The organism is Cyanobium gracile PCC 6307, from assembly GCF_000316515.1.
GTDB classification, from domain to species: Bacteria; Cyanobacteriota; Cyanobacteriia; order PCC-6307; family Cyanobiaceae; genus Cyanobium; species Cyanobium gracile.
In genome coordinates this window covers 1,331,546-1,344,437 of sequence record NC_019675.1, presented here as the reverse complement: position 1 = coordinate 1,344,437, position 12,892 = coordinate 1,331,546, and the positions used below count along the sequence as shown (strand labels likewise).

At 68.5% G+C, this 12,892-nt stretch carries 14 protein-coding genes; 7 read left to right on the top strand and 7 right to left on the bottom strand.

The window, feature by feature from the left end; translation table 11 throughout:
- Position 1: 1 nt before the first annotated feature.
- The gene (gene trpC, locus CYAGR_RS06295) at positions 2-886 is read left to right on the top strand and encodes an indole-3-glycerol phosphate synthase TrpC (protein ID WP_015108961.1); all 885 of its coding nucleotides are present in this window, start codon (positions 2-4) and stop codon (positions 884-886) included.
- An 82-nt stretch (positions 887-968) separates the two neighbouring features.
- On the opposite strand, the gene CYAGR_RS06290 is transcribed toward trpC, so the two are convergent.
- From CYAGR_RS06290 to CYAGR_RS06280, 3 genes are read right to left on the bottom strand one after another with little or no spacing between them, the layout of a single operon-like run.
- On the bottom strand, positions 969-1,673 hold the full coding sequence (locus CYAGR_RS06290; RefSeq protein WP_015108960.1) for an ATP-binding cassette domain-containing protein: 705 nt from the start codon (positions 1,671-1,673) through the stop codon (positions 969-971).
- Positions 1,673-2,866 (bottom strand): ABC transporter permease DevC, encoded by a 1,194-nt coding sequence (gene devC, locus CYAGR_RS06285; RefSeq protein ID WP_015108959.1) that lies wholly within the window; start codon positions 2,864-2,866, stop codon positions 1,673-1,675. The genes CYAGR_RS06290 and devC overlap by 1 nt, the downstream gene beginning before the upstream one ends.
- The gene (locus tag CYAGR_RS06280) at positions 2,863-3,954 is read right to left on the bottom strand and encodes an HlyD family efflux transporter periplasmic adaptor subunit (protein ID WP_015108958.1); all 1,092 of its coding nucleotides are present in this window, start codon (positions 3,952-3,954) and stop codon (positions 2,863-2,865) included. Before CYAGR_RS06280 ends, devC begins: the two co-directional genes overlap by 4 nt.
- Before the next feature lie 126 nt (positions 3,955-4,080).
- Between CYAGR_RS06280 and CYAGR_RS06275 the strand changes: the two genes are divergently transcribed.
- The gene (locus CYAGR_RS06275) at positions 4,081-4,737 is read left to right on the top strand and encodes a TetR/AcrR family transcriptional regulator (RefSeq protein WP_015108957.1); all 657 of its coding nucleotides are present in this window, start codon (positions 4,081-4,083) and stop codon (positions 4,735-4,737) included.
- 38 nt (positions 4,738-4,775) lie between these two features.
- Here the strand turns inward: CYAGR_RS06275 and CYAGR_RS06270 are convergent, their stop codons facing one another.
- Together CYAGR_RS06270 and rpsD are read right to left on the bottom strand one after the other, a co-directional pair.
- Entirely contained in the window at positions 4,776-5,552 is a 777-nt protein-coding gene (locus tag CYAGR_RS06270) for a class I SAM-dependent methyltransferase (protein ID WP_015108956.1), read from the bottom strand.
- A gap of 109 nt (positions 5,553-5,661) precedes the next feature.
- Positions 5,662-6,270, bottom strand: a complete 609-nt coding sequence (gene rpsD, locus CYAGR_RS06265; RefSeq protein ID WP_015108955.1) for a 30S ribosomal protein S4 — start codon at positions 6,268-6,270, stop codon at positions 5,662-5,664.
- A gap of 64 nt (positions 6,271-6,334) precedes the next feature.
- On the opposite strand from rpsD, the gene yidD reads away from it, so the two are divergent.
- Genes yidD through CYAGR_RS06250 form a run of 3 tightly spaced genes read left to right on the top strand, consistent with a single transcriptional unit; the run spans position 6,335 to position 8,515 of the window.
- The gene (yidD, locus tag CYAGR_RS06260) at positions 6,335-6,667 is read left to right on the top strand and encodes a membrane protein insertion efficiency factor YidD (protein ID WP_015108954.1); all 333 of its coding nucleotides are present in this window, start codon (positions 6,335-6,337) and stop codon (positions 6,665-6,667) included.
- Positions 6,667-6,933, top strand: coding sequence for a glutaredoxin family protein (locus CYAGR_RS06255; protein ID WP_015108953.1), 267 nt, complete (start codon positions 6,667-6,669; stop codon positions 6,931-6,933). Before yidD ends, CYAGR_RS06255 begins: the two co-directional genes overlap by 1 nt.
- A 55-nt stretch (positions 6,934-6,988) precedes the next feature.
- Complete coding sequence (locus CYAGR_RS06250) at positions 6,989-8,515, top strand: UDP-N-acetylmuramoyl-L-alanyl-D-glutamate--2,6-diaminopimelate ligase (RefSeq protein WP_043326671.1); 1,527 nt, start codon at positions 6,989-6,991, stop codon at positions 8,513-8,515.
- Between the two features lie 21 nt (positions 8,516-8,536).
- Here CYAGR_RS06250 and CYAGR_RS06245 read toward each other — a convergent pair whose 3' ends face one another.
- The gene (locus CYAGR_RS06245) at positions 8,537-9,250 is read right to left on the bottom strand and encodes a hypothetical protein (protein WP_156818407.1); all 714 of its coding nucleotides are present in this window, start codon (positions 9,248-9,250) and stop codon (positions 8,537-8,539) included.
- Positions 9,251-9,616: 366 nt separating this feature from the next.
- Here CYAGR_RS06245 and aqpZ point away from each other — a divergent pair, with 366 nt between their 5' ends.
- Positions 9,617-10,339, top strand: a complete 723-nt coding sequence (gene aqpZ / locus CYAGR_RS06240; protein WP_015108950.1) for an aquaporin Z — start codon at positions 9,617-9,619, stop codon at positions 10,337-10,339.
- Here the strand turns inward: aqpZ and CYAGR_RS06235 are convergent.
- Entirely contained in the window at positions 10,321-11,493 is a 1,173-nt protein-coding gene (locus CYAGR_RS06235; protein ID WP_015108949.1) for an aminotransferase class V-fold PLP-dependent enzyme, read from the bottom strand. The two genes, aqpZ and CYAGR_RS06235, sit on opposite strands and share 19 nt — an antisense overlap.
- Positions 11,494-11,580: 87 nt before the next feature.
- On the opposite strand from CYAGR_RS06235, the gene CYAGR_RS16950 reads away from it, so the two are divergent.
- Positions 11,581-12,798 carry a tyrosine-type recombinase/integrase gene (locus CYAGR_RS16950; RefSeq protein WP_172637157.1) on the top strand — a complete coding sequence of 406 codons (1,218 nt, stop codon included), beginning with the start codon at positions 11,581-11,583 and terminating at the stop codon, positions 12,796-12,798.
- The last annotated feature ends 94 nt before the right edge of the window (positions 12,799-12,892 follow it).

Here is a 12,892-nt window from a genome sequence, read left to right as displayed (position 1 = left end):
GATGGAGATCCGTCGCCGGCCCCCCAACCCCTCGGTGCGGGTGGCCCACCTGGAATTCGGCACCCCCCATCCCGAGGAGAGCCCACGCCACATCCTCGAGGAGATCGTCTGGGAGAAGGACCGGGAAGTGACCGCCGCCCGGGAACGGGTGAGCCTGGACTCCCTCAAGCAGCAGGTGGCCGACCTGCCCCCCACCCGGGACTTCGCAGCGGCCCTGCGGGCCAGCTGCCGCAAACCAGCGGTGATCGCCGAGATCAAGAAGGCCAGCCCCAGCAAGGGGGTGATCCGGGAGGATTTCGACCCCGTCGCCATCGCCCGGGGCTACCAAGACGGCGGCGCCAGCTGCCTTTCGGTGCTCACCGACAAGCGCTTCTTCCAGGGGGGCTTCGATGTGCTCGTGGCGGTGCGGGAGGCGGTGGAGCTCCCCCTGCTCTGCAAGGACTTCATCCTCACCCCCTACCAGCTGTTCCAGGCCCGGGCGGCCGGGGCCGACGCCGCCCTGCTGATCGCGGCGATCCTCACCGACCAGGATCTGGCCTACCTGCTCAAGGTGGCCCGGGGCCTGGGGCTGGCGGTGCTGGTGGAGGTGCACGACGCCGCCGAGATGGAGCGGGTGCTGCGGCTGGAGGGTGTGAACCTGATCGGCATCAACAACCGTGACCTGGCCAGCTTCTCGGTGGATCTGGCCACCACCGAACAGCTGATGGAACGCTTCGGCGAGCAGGTGCGTGCCCGCGGCGCCCTGCTGGTGAGCGAATCGGGCCTGTTCATCCGGGAGGATCTGGATCGGGCCGTCGGCGCCGGCGCCGATGCGGTGCTGGTAGGGGAGGCGCTGATGCGCCAAGACGACGTGACAGCGGCCCTGGAGACCCTGATCGGGGGCTGACGTCTGGTGGTGGTCATTGCGGTTCAGGGACCTGTTCGATGCTCCTCCCTCGGGAGGATGGTGCTCCCGATCCACACGGCGATCACCCTGCTCCCTTGAGTCGGCCGTCCTCCATCTCCACGGTCCGGTCGGCCACATCAAGGATGCGGCTGTCATGGGTCACGATCAGGATCGTGCAGCGCTGTTCCCGGGCCAGACGCTGCATCAAGCCCACCACCTCCCGTCCGGAGCGGCTGTCGAGGGCTGCGGTCGGCTCATCGGCCAGCACCAGAGGGGGACCGTTCACCAGGGCACGGGCCACGGCCACCCGTTGTTTCTGACCTCCCGAGAGCTGGTCGGGGTAAGCGTGTCGGTGCGCATCGAGCCCAACGGCGGCAAGCATGGACCCGGCACGCTCCACCATGGCGTCGGCGTCCAGGTTGCCGCCCATCTCCAGCGCCATGCGCACGTTCTCCAGGGCCGTGAGGCTTCGGTGCAGGTTGTGGGCCTGGAAGATGTACCCATGCTGCCGCCGAGCCAGGGTCAGCCGTTTCGGACCAGCCCCCATCAGTTCGTGGCCAAGGATCCGCAGGCTTCCGGTCTGGGCCGACCGCAGCCCGCCGATCAGAGTGAGCAGGGTGGTCTTGCCGGAGCCGGAGGGGCCGGTGAGCAGGACGATCTCCCCGGCGTGGATCTCCAGGTCGATGCCGTCCAGCACCCGGCGGCGCAGGGGGCCCGCCCCGAAGTGGTGCTGGAGCCCGCTGATGGCCACCACGGGCTCTTCGCGTCCAGGCAGGGGAGGAGCCATCAGAACAGCTCCGCCGGATCGGCAGCCTGGAGCCGGCGGCTGGCGATGGCGCCGGAGGCCAGGCACATCAGCAGGGTGAGGCCGAACACCAGCAGGGCCCGCGATGCGGTCATGGCGATGGGCAGGGAGGTGGCCCGGGCCGCCAGGGCATAAAGGCCCAGCTGCAGGGCAACGCCGGGGAGGAACCCGAGAGCTGCCAGCACCAGGGCCTGCTCCACCACCACCAGGAGCAGGTAGCGCTGGCGGAAGCCCATGGCCCGGAAGGTGGCGTACTCGCCCAGATGGGCGTTCACGTCAGTGGTCAGCACCTGGAAGACGATGACCACGCCCACCAGGAAGGCCATGGCCGTGCCGAGGCCGAAGATCACGCCGATGGGGCTGGCCGTGCGCCAGTAGTTCTCCTCGAAGCGGACGTACTCGGCCAGGGTCAGCACCCGGACGTCCTCCGGCAGATACCGCTCAACTGCGGCCGCCGCCCGCTGTGGATCGACCCCGGGCTGGAGGCGCAGCAGTCCGAGGCTGAGACTGCCCGGATCCCGGAGCGGAAACAGCCGCAACAGGCTCTGGTCGCCCATCACCAGAGTGGCATCGGCGCCGAAGGACGCCCCGAGGGAGAACAGTCCGGCGATGGTGAGGCTGCGCCTCTCGGCTTCGGTGCTCACGCTCTGGCCCTGCTCCAGCCGGGCGATGGTCTGGTCGTAAGGGCCGCGGGCCAGGCGATCGAACAGCACGGTGTCGGGCTGCTTGAGACGGTCGCGCTGGCGGTTCAGCTCCGGCAGGTTCAGCACCCGCGCGTCAGGATCCATGCCCAGCACCTGCACGGTGGCGTTCTGGAGCGTCTGGGGGTTCCGCCAGGTGAGGTTCTGGAGGTAGAGGCCCTGCCCATCGGCCACGCCAGGCACATCCCTGGCCTGGAGCAGGCGTCGGCGCGGGAAGGTGGAGAGGCTCTGGAGGTTCTGGGCCTTGGGGCTGAGCAGCACCAGGTCCGCCGCAAGGGCACGGTTGAGCTGGGTGTTGGCGTCGTAAAGGGCGGCCTGGAAACCCAGCTGGGTGAACATCAGCACATCGGCGAAGGTGATGCCGGCCACGGCGACGGCCAGCCGGCCGCGGTCGTGGCGCAGTTGCCGCCACCCCAGGGGAATGCGCTGGCCCCCACGGCGGGCCAGGTCCGCCAGTCGGCTGCGCAGCGTCATCGTTCGATCCGCGCGGTGACCTGGAGGTTGGTGAGGGAGGCAGCCAGCCGGCTGCTGGCAGGGGAGAGCAGCGCCCGCACCTCCACCACCCGGCTGTCGTTGTTGGCGCTGGGGTCGGTGTTGATCAGGGCCTGGCGCTTCACCAGGGTGCCGATGCGGCTGACGCGACCCTGCAGCGGCTGGCTGAGGGCCGGGCTGGTGACAGCGACAAGGGCGCCCAGGCGCACCCGGGCCACATCGCTCTGGTACACCTCGGCCACCACTTGCATGGCTTCGGTGCGCCCCATCTGGACCAGTCCCTCGCTGTCGAGGGCCTCGCCAGGCCGCCTCAGCACACTCAGGATCCTGCCGCTGATGGGCGCCCGCACCAGGCTGTCCTCCCGCTCGGCGAGCACCCGCACCAGGGCGGCGCCCGCCTGGTCGCGTTGGCGGCGGGCGGCGGCCACATCCAGTCCGCCGGCTCCAGGCACCCCTGCCGAGGCCTGGGAGCGCCGCAGCATGGCCCTGGCTTCCGCCAGCTGGGCTCCCACTCTCTCCCGGTCCAGGCGTTTGGCATCTCGGAGCGAGGCGGAAACGGCGCCGTTCACGAACAGTGTCTGGTGGCGCTTCTCCTCCAGGCGAGCCGTGCGGAACTCGGCCTCCAGCCGTTCCACCCGGGCCTGCTGCACCAGTTCCTCCCGTCGCTGGTCGGCGGCAGCCACCGCCAGCCGGGCCTCCGCCAGCCGCAGTTGGGCCGCCGACTCCTGCACGGCGGCCTCAAGCCTGGGCTGGCTGTCGAGCACGGCGATCACGCTGCCGCTCTCCACCCGGTCCCCCTCCTCCACCCGAAGCTGGCGGAGGCGGGCCGGTGCGCCTCCTGGGGAGGCGGCCGGAGGCGCCACCGTGATCACTTCCCCGACCGGTTCGAGGCGTCCGAGGGCGGTGATGCTGCTGGGAGAAGCGTCTGGATTCTGAGCGGGGCTGACCACCGGCCGTGGTGCCGTGCCGCCCCGATGCACGAGGACAGCCAGGCCGATGCCGAGGGCCAGGGTTGTGGTGCCGGCGAGCCAGGGCCTGGACGGCCGGCGCAGCTGAAGGGGCTGGTCCATGGAGGAGCGCGGATGCGATGTCGGCCAAAACTAAACCGTATAGTTTAGTTTTGGCAAGGAGACTCCTGCCTGGATGCGGCCATCCCCCCCCCCCGTGTTCCGTCGGGCGCCACGATGGATCGATTGATGGCTTTCGTTTTGGCTCCTTCCGGTCGGCAGCTCTCAGAGGAAAAGGCCGCAGCGATCCTGGCCGGCGCCATGCATGAGTTCCTGGCCCAGGGCTACGCCGCCACGAGCATGGACCGGGTCGCCCGCGCCGCCGGTGTCTCCAAGGCCACCGTTTACAGCCATTACGCCGACAAGGAATCCCTCTTCCAGGCCCTCACCTGCCACATGATCGAGCGACGATTCGCCCTGCTCTTCGGCGGTGACCAGGCCGAACCCCTGCCAGCCGATCCTCGCCAGGCCATGCACACTCTGGCCCGGCGCATGCTGGAGGTGCATCGCACCCAGCCGGAATTCCTGGCCTTCCTACGCCTGCTCATCGGTGAGTCGGATCGCTTCCCCGCCCTCGCCCAGGGGTTCATGACCCAGATCCATCAGAACAGCTTCCTGGCCATCACCGAACTGGTGAGCGGCTGCGAGGGGCGCCGGCGGGCGGATCCCACCCTCCTGGCCATGGTGTTTCTCGGTTCCCTCATTCATGTGGTCATGTGCCAGGACATGCTCCACGGCAAGGAGGTCATGCCCCTGGATCGGGAGGCCTTCGCCACGGGCCTGGTGGAACTGCTCTGCCCGGATCCGGCGGTGGTCCCAGACCCCGGTGCCGGGTCCCGCCCCTGATCCGGCCTTCCCCGTTGCACCACGCAGCGGAGTGGAGGTCAGCTCAGGACCGATCGTCCCGTGGCCCACCGCGACGCCTTGAGGGTCAGCGGCCAGTGGAGGCGCCGCTGTTTCTGGCTCTCCCCCCAGACGGCCGCCAGGGCCGGGCGGAGCTGGTCGATCGGGTCGCTCCCCAGGGCCGCGCGATAGCGGCTGCTGGCTGACCAGCTGGAGCAGTAACCGAGCACCTGCTCCAGGGTCCAGTCGGCTTCCATGGCGAACGCCGGGGTCGGCAGGGTCTCGAAGGGCAGGTCGAGGTCGCGGTAGCCGTTCTCCACCAGGACCTTCTCGGCGGGCCAGTAGGGCCCGACGATGTCGGCGTAAAAGTGCTGCAGCTGGGCGTTGGCCGCTTCCCCCTCCAGCTGGGGGATGCCGTAGCTCCAGACCGCCAGCACGCCGCCGGGGCGCAGCACCCGCTCCACCTCGGCGAAGAACCGGGGCCGATCGAACCAGTGCAGCGCCTGGGCCACCGTGGCCAGATCCATACTGTCGGCTTCGAGGCCGGAGCCCTCCGCCGGCGCCTGCCGGTAGTCCACGCCGGGATGGGGACGGGCGGCGGCGAGCTGGCCGGCGCTGGCATCGGTGGCCACCACCGCGTCGAAATGGGCGGCCAGGGCGATGGCGGCCTGGCCTGTTCCGGTGGCGCAGTCCCAGGCCCGCCGGCGGGCGGGGGCCACCCCGGCCAGCCAGGCGAACAGGGGCGCCGGATAGGTGGGCCGGTAGTGGGCGTAGGCCCCGGAAACGGAGCCGAAATGGTCGGTGAAGCTGCCGCTCATCCGTCTGGGCCCCAAAACAAAACCGTCCGCGTCCATACCTAGCGGCAGCGGACGCGGACGGCTCACCGCCGCAGGCGAACCGGCGGCGGTTGTGGCAGGAGGACGGGGCTCAGACCTTGCGGCTGTAGAACTCCACCACCAGCAGTTCGTTGATCTCGAGAGCAACCCATTCGCGCTCGATGCGGCCGCCCACCTTGGCGGTCATCTTGGCCTTGTCGAACTCGAGGTGGGGCGGGATGTTGGCCAGGCCCGGGAAGGCCAGGTTGGCTTCGGCGAGGGCCTTGCTGCACTTGCGCTCACGGATGGCGACCACGTCGCCGGCCTTGCACTGGTAGCTGGGGATGTCCACCACGCGGCCGTTCACGGTGACGTGGCCATGGTTCACCAGCTGGCGGGCGCCGGGAACGGTGGGGCCGAGGCCGAGGCGGAAACAGACGTTGTCGAGGCGGTTCTCGAGCAGCTTGAGCAGGTTGGTTCCGGTGGAACCCTCCTGGGCACGGGCTTTCTTCACGTAGCGCACCAGCTGACGTTCGGAAATGCCGTAGTTGAAACGCAGTTTCTGCTTTTCTTCGAGACGGATCGCGTATTCGGAGCGCTTGCGACGGGCTTGGCCGTGCTGACCGGGGGGATAAGACCGTTTGGCGGCCTTACGGGTGAGACCGGGAAGGTCCCCCAAGCGCCGCGTGATCCTCAGGCGAGGGCCGCGGTAGCGAGACATAAGGGAAGGTGACGGGGTGGAAGGTGCGGCCCGGAGGCCGGACGGCGAGGTTCACGGTTGCGGCATGCTGGAAGAACCCGCAGGCCTGCGCGTGCTGCGCCAACGACCCACCCTAGGCGGCGACGGTCCCGGCCTCCTCCAGGGCGCCCTGCCGGCCGCCCCGGCCTCCCCCCTCTCCGCCGCCGTGGCGGCCGTGTTGCTGGCCCTGATCGGCGCCTACCGCCGCTGGATCTCCCCCCTGCTGGGTCCCCGCTGCCGCTTCATTCCCAGCTGCAGCGCCTATGGGCTGGAGGCGATCAGTCGCCACGGACCCTGGCGCGGCGGCTGGCTGACCGTGAAGCGCGTCTGCCGCTGCCACCCCTTCACCCCCTGCGGCTGCGATCCGGTTCCGGACTGATGCAGGAACTGCTGCTGTTCTCCCGCCAGGGCTGCTGCCTGTGCGAAGGCCTCGAGGAGAAGCTGGGGGCCCTGGATCCCCCCCAGCCCCTGCAGGTGATCGACGTGGACACCGATCCTGCCCTGCAGGGGCGCTATGGGCTGGCCGTGCCCGTGCTGGCGGTGGCGGCCGCTGCCGACGGCCCCCTGCGGGAGCTTCCCAGGGTGTCCCCACGGTTGGCGGGAGCCCAGCTGCAGGCCTGGCTGATCAAGCAGGGCGTGCGCTGAGGGCCACGCTATGACAGGCGCCAGCTCCGTCACGCCGGACGCCGCCGGCGCCGCCATGTCACCGCTGCTTCAGCCGCTCCTGCGTCAGGTGGGCCTGCCGCCGCTCCCCGACCCCACCGGTGCCCTGGCCCAGGTGGCGGTCAGCGGTGTCAGCTGCGATTCACGCCGCGTCGGCCCCGGCACCCTGTTCGTGGGCCTGCCCGGCACGGCGGTGGATGGCGGCAGCTTCTGGCCCGAGGTGCTGGCCGCCGGTGCGGTGGCGGCGGTGATCGGACCGGCGGCGGCCGCGGCCCGGCCTCCGGCCCCCGGCGAACCGGTGCTGGTGGTGGAGCCGCCCCTGGCCCTGTGGGCCGGCCGGCTGGCGGCGGAGTTCTGGGGCCAGCCGAGCGGGCGCCTGGCGCTGATCGGCGTCACCGGCACCAACGGCAAGACCACCACCACCTACCTGATCGAGCACCTGGCCGCAGCGGCTGGCCGGCCGGCAGCCCTGTTCGGCACCCTGCAGAACCGCTGGCCGGGACACAGCGCCACAGCGACCCACACCACCGCCTTCGCCGATCTGCTGCAGGCCGATCTGGCCCAGGCGGCGTCAGCCGGCAGCGCCATCGCCGCGATGGAAGTGAGCTCCCACGCCCTCGACCAGCAGCGGGTGGCCGGCTGCCGCTTCGCCGGCGCGGTGTTCACCAACCTCACCCAGGACCACCTCGACTACCACCCTTCGATGCAGGCCTACTTCGAGGCCAAGGCGCGGCTGTTCGCCCCGGAGCTGCTCGGCGGCGGCGCCGTGGTGAATGTGGACGACCCCTGGGGGGCCCGTCTGGCCGAGCGGCTCGCCGCGGCCGGCCAGGCGGCCGGCGCCGGCCCCTGCTGGCGCTGCTCCCTGGAGGATCCGTCGGTGGAGCTGCACATCAGCGATCTGGTGATGGGTGCTGAAGGGGTGAGCGGCCGGCTGCACAGCCCGTCAGGCGATGGGCTGTTCCGCTCGCCTTTGGTGGGTCGTTTCAATCTGATGAACCTGCTGGAGGCGGTGGGGGCCCTGCTGCAGCAGGGCCTGCCCCTGGCCCAACTGCTGGAGGGTCTGGCCAGCTTCCGTGGCGTGCCAGGACGCATGGAGCGGGTCAGCGGGCCAGCGGGGGTTCCCCTGCCGTCGGTGCTGGTGGATTACGCCCACACGCCTGACGGCCTCGAGAACGCACTGGCCGCCTGCCGGCCCTTCACCGATGGCCGGTTGATCTGTGTGTTCGGCTGCGGCGGCGATCGCGACCGCACCAAACGGCCCCAGATGGCCGCCATTGCCGCCCGCCTGGCCGACGCGGTGGTGGTGACCTCCGACAACCCCCGCACCGAGGATCCGCAGCGGATCCTCGATGACGTGGTGGCCGGGATTCCCAGCGGCACCGACCTGGTGGTGGAGGGCGACCGGGCCGCCGCCATCGCCGCTGCCATCGCCGCCGCGGCGCCGCAGGACCTGGTGCTGATCGCCGGCAAGGGCCATGAGGATTACCAGATCCTCGGCACCACCAAGGTGCATTTCGATGACCGGGAACAGGCGACGCAAGCCCTGAGGGCGCGCGCCGTCTGAACCGGCCATCGCCCCGGCGAATCAGGTCAGTGGCGCGGCATTCCGGTTGTAGCGGACGTCAGCATCTCGAACCCAGCCACCTTTGGCCACCTCCAGCCAGTCGTTGCGCCGAGCGCCGGTGAGTCCGATGGAATCACCGTTGACCACCTTCTTCAGCACCAGGGAGGTGATGTTGGGCTGCTCGTGGACTTCCAGCGAGCCGTCGCGGGCGTCCGCCTGGGCCAGGAGGTTGTCATGGCCCATCGATCTGGATGGGGCCGTGGTGTTCCGGGTGTTGTCGTCGCGGCCACGCAGGGCTGCCCAGGCCAGCAGTCCCAGGCCGACGGGCAACAGGATCCACCAGGCGCGGTTGCGATCCACCGATTGGGACTCCTGCGCCATGGCGGCCTGACCACTGAAGACACCGACGCCTTGGCTGGCGCTGTAAGGGCATGTCAGCCGGGAGGTGCCGGCGCCGTCCTTGGTGAGGTCGAAGACCACCTCCGCCCTGTCCGCATTCAAGGCCCTGGCGGAAATCAGCTTGGCCTGATCGGTGCGCCATCCGTCAGTGGCGGCTTTTTCCAGGCAGGCGGCCTGGGCGGATCGAACCAAGGCTTCGGGGGCCATCGCCATGGCTCCGTCGCTGAAGCCAAGCAGCCCCAGGGCGGCCGCCGATGCGATCGCAAACTGAGTCAGGGATTGATGAGATTTGGTCATGGTGCAGCACTCCGTCAAAGACAAAAAGGGAAAACGCAAAGCGAGACCCCGACTTGATGGCGGGAATCCGAAAAGAATCGAAACGATTGTTTCAGGAGTCAATGGTTTTGGACTTCTGAGTATTTCGTATCAATTTCCTGTCCTTTAACCGTACGGTCTTCTTGGGTGGGTGAAGTCAGAATTCAGTGTCCATGTGCAGCATCACTCGACTCAAGGTGCTGCAGATTCGCGGCATGGTTGACGAGAATCATTTGGGCTCTATTCAGGCCCACTCTTCTCTGGGCCATGGCCCACTTCTTTGACCGGCCTTTGTCAGGCATCTGCTGCAGAGAGCTCAAGGGATTCGGAAGGATGCCATTATCGACGGGAACATTCCTTGTCACCGGTATGACCATTGGTGTTCCCATGTCCAAGAGGTTCCTGGCGGAACTGATCGGCACCTTCTGGCTGGTGCTCGGGGGGTGCGGCAGCGCCGTGCTGGCGGCTGTCTTCCCCTACGACAGCGCGGCAGCCAATCCCCTGGGCCTGGGTTTCCTGGGGGTCTCCCTGGCCTTCGGTCTTACCCTGCTCACGGCGGTCTATGCCATCGGCCATATCTCCGGCTGCCACATCAATCCGGCGGTCAGCTTCGGCCTCTGGGCCGGCGGCAAGTTCCCCAGCCCCGGTCTGCTTCCCTACATCGTTGCCCAGGTGCTGGGTGGGGTCATCGCCGGCGGCGTGATCATGCTGGTGGCGAGCGGCCGACCCGGCTTTGAGCTGGGAGGCAGCAATCCTCTGGCCACCAATGGCTTTGGCGTGCATTCGCCAGGAGGCTACGGCCTGTTTTCGGCTCTTGTGATCGAGGTGATCCTGACCTTCATCTTCCTGCTGGTGATCCTGGGAGCCACCCATAAGCAGGAGCTCGACGCTATTGCCGGTGTGCCGATCGGCCTGTCCCTCACCCTGATCCACCTGATCAGCATCCCGGTCACCAACACCTCGGTGAACCCGGCCCGCAGCACGGGCGTGGCCCTGTGGGTGGGTGGCGAGGCCATCGGTCAGCTGTGGCTGTTCTGGTTGGCTCCGATCCTGGGTGCCCTGCTGGCCGGCTGGTTCTACCGGGCCTTCTTTCAGCCCGCCGAAAGCTGACTCAGCTCAGCCAGCTGAGTCAGAAGCCGCTCCACCTCGTCCGCCGTGCTGACCAGGTGGGTGCAGGACCGCAGGCAGCGGGGGGATTCAAGGGTTCGCAACCAGGTGCCCCGCTCCCCCAGCTGCTTGACGACAGCCGCCGGATCCAGGGGGGTACCTTTGGCATCCGCCATTGTGAAGCTCACCAGTCCCGCCGGCGGGGGTACCTCCAACAGGGTGTGTAAACCGGGCATCTGCCGCAACCCTTCCCAAAGCTGGCGGCTGCGCTCCCGGATCGCCGCCAGCCGCTGGTGTGCATCGCCCTCTGCTTCCAGCAGCTGCAGGGAGCTGTCCAGCCCGGCGAACAGGGGGGTGCAGGAGGTGGCCACCTCGAAGCGGCGGGCATCGCGGTGGTACCCGCCGGCTCCTGGTCCGTCGTGCTCCAGGGTGCGCCAGCCGATGAGGGTGGGGCTGCTTTCCGCCAGCAGGCGTCCGGAGAGGGCCACCGCCCCGAGGCCCTCCGGTCCGCAGCACCACTTGTGGCCGGTGCAGGCATAGATGTCGGCGGCGGCGGCCGCCTCGGCCACCGGCAGGCTGCCCAGGGACTGGGCCGCATCCACCAGCAGCCAGGGGTGGCGGGAATGGCCGGCCAGCCCGGCCGCCACCGCCGCGATCGGCATCGTCTGGCCGGTGTTCCAGAGCAGGTGGGAGAGCACCACCAGCCGGGTGCGGGGGGTGAGGGCCGCCTCCAGCCGTTCGCCCACTGCCGCGGCGGTGGCGGCGGCGTCACCGGTGAGATCAGCCACCGCCAGGCAGGTGATGCGCAGCCGGTGGCGCCTGGCCAGTTCCTCAAGGGCGGCCACCACCCCGTAATGCTCGGCATCGCCGACGAGCAGCTCGTCGCCCGGCTCCCAGGGCAGGCCCCAGAGGGGCAGCACGCACCCGGAGGTGACGTTCTCGGTGAAGGCCACCCGCTCGGGGGCCACGCCGAACCAGGCCGCCAGCCGCTGCCGCAGCCCTGAGACCGTGCGGTTCACGTAGGGCCAGACGTTGTCGCTGAAGGGGCCCAGTTCCTGGATGGTGGCGAACGACGCGCTGATCGCCGCCAGCGAAGGGGTGGGCAGGGGGCCCTGGCCGCCGTAGTTGAAGTAGGTCTTGTTGGCCAGGGCGGGCATCAGATCCCGCAGGGGGACTGAGGCGTTGGCCTCTGGGCGTGGCCTAAGATGTGGCCCAAGGTCGGTGCTCAAGGGGGTTCCGAAGGGGTGGCTTATCGGAAGCATGGCAGCTACGTCAGGAGGGGGCGGGCAGGGTTCCAGCTGCAGCGGGGCGTCCCCCAAGACATCCAGTCAGCGATCGGCAAGAGCCAGTGGAAGGAGCCAGGGGGCAAGACCCTCAGGGAGGCACAGGCTCGGGTTCCAGGCTTCCTCCACCGCACGGATCAGGCCATCGCCATTGCCCGAGGTGAGGCCAAGCTGTCCACGGACGAGATGATCGACGCCATCCCTCAGCGGTTTGATCTTGCCGATCCAGGTGTGGTTGAAGCCCTGTCGTCGGGGATCGATGTTGAGCTGGGGGACCGGACGATGACGATGGTCCAAGCAGAACGCATGCGCCGGATCCTCTACCGAGAGGTGGCCCCACGAGAGCACCGCACCGCAGGGGAGCTGATCGACCTTGCGTCCAGACTGAAGCGGCCCGCTGCACGTACCCGAGAGGGCTGGCAGAAGGCATTGGATCGCTTCCTCGCGTTTGCCGGAGTGGCTTACCCAACCTCAGCCACAACGGCTCAGGCTGTCGCCTTCCGTACCCATCTGCTGGAGACGCTGGCCCCCTCAACCGTTTCCGTCACCCTTGCCTATCTGGCTGGCTTGTGGTCGGTTCTGGTTGAGGTTGAGCCATCAAGGGAACATATCTTCAAGGGATTAACTAAACGAATCAGGGTCAAGGCTTCAGCCTCTCATCTCCAACGTGTCCGTGAGGCTGAGGCGATCGTTCCAGTCGACCAGTGGCCCACGCAACCCTGCGAGATGATGGTGATCTTCAGGACTCTGCTCCTTACCGGTTGTCGTCTTGGTGAAGCATGTGGCCTACGGGGAGGGGACATAAAGTCGGATCGGATCCTCATCAGATCCCACGAGCTACGGCCACTCAAGACAGCAGCATCGGAGCGAGAGGTTCCCTTGCATCCCGAACTCAGCCCTCTTCTTCAGCCACTGGGTGGGAAGCCAGGGGTGATCTGGCCACGACAACGAAACGAGGCCACGGGACGGTGGGGAGTCAACCTTGCCAAGCCTTGCCGACGAATCACTGGTGTCAGTCCCCATGGCCTCAGGCATCGAGCAGTAACCAAGCTCAGGGAGGCTGGCTTCAACGAGGCGGTGATCGGTCGGCTCCTTGGGCACACCCCCAACACGATCACAGGGGGCTACGGGTCGGTGCCCTGGGACAAGCTCGTTGAGGCGGTGGCGGTGCTCAGGTGATGAGGCAGTGGCCCCAAGACGAGCGCGACCGTTGATGGTGGAGCGCGACAGATCGAGGCACAGAGGTGGTGAGAACCGAACTTCCATGGTGTGC

Coding starts and splice junctions, on each gene's coding strand:
- trpC (WP_015108961.1), top strand. CDS start 2: ATGGAGATCCGTCGCCGGCCCCCCAACCCCTCGGTGCGGGTGGCCCAC.
- CYAGR_RS06290 (WP_015108960.1), bottom strand. CDS start 1,673: ATGGCTCCTCCCCTGCCTGGACGCGAAGAGCCCGTGGTGGCCATCAGC.
- devC (WP_015108959.1), bottom strand. CDS start 2,866: ATGACGCTGCGCAGCCGACTGGCGGACCTGGCCCGCCGTGGGGGCCAG.
- CYAGR_RS06280 (WP_015108958.1), bottom strand. CDS start 3,954: ATGGACCAGCCCCTTCAGCTGCGCCGGCCGTCCAGGCCCTGGCTCGCC.
- CYAGR_RS06275 (WP_015108957.1), top strand. CDS start 4,081: ATGGCTTTCGTTTTGGCTCCTTCCGGTCGGCAGCTCTCAGAGGAAAAG.
- CYAGR_RS06270 (WP_015108956.1), bottom strand. CDS start 5,552: ATGAGCGGCAGCTTCACCGACCATTTCGGCTCCGTTTCCGGGGCCTAC.
- rpsD (WP_015108955.1), bottom strand. CDS start 6,270: ATGTCTCGCTACCGCGGCCCTCGCCTGAGGATCACGCGGCGCTTGGGG.
- yidD (WP_015108954.1), top strand. CDS start 6,335: ATGCTGGAAGAACCCGCAGGCCTGCGCGTGCTGCGCCAACGACCCACC.
- CYAGR_RS06255 (WP_015108953.1), top strand. CDS start 6,667: ATGCAGGAACTGCTGCTGTTCTCCCGCCAGGGCTGCTGCCTGTGCGAA.
- CYAGR_RS06250 (WP_043326671.1), top strand. CDS start 6,989: ATGTCACCGCTGCTTCAGCCGCTCCTGCGTCAGGTGGGCCTGCCGCCG.
- aqpZ (WP_015108950.1), top strand. CDS start 9,617: ATGTCCAAGAGGTTCCTGGCGGAACTGATCGGCACCTTCTGGCTGGTG.
- CYAGR_RS06235 (WP_015108949.1), bottom strand. CDS start 11,493: ATGCCCGCCCTGGCCAACAAGACCTACTTCAACTACGGCGGCCAGGGC.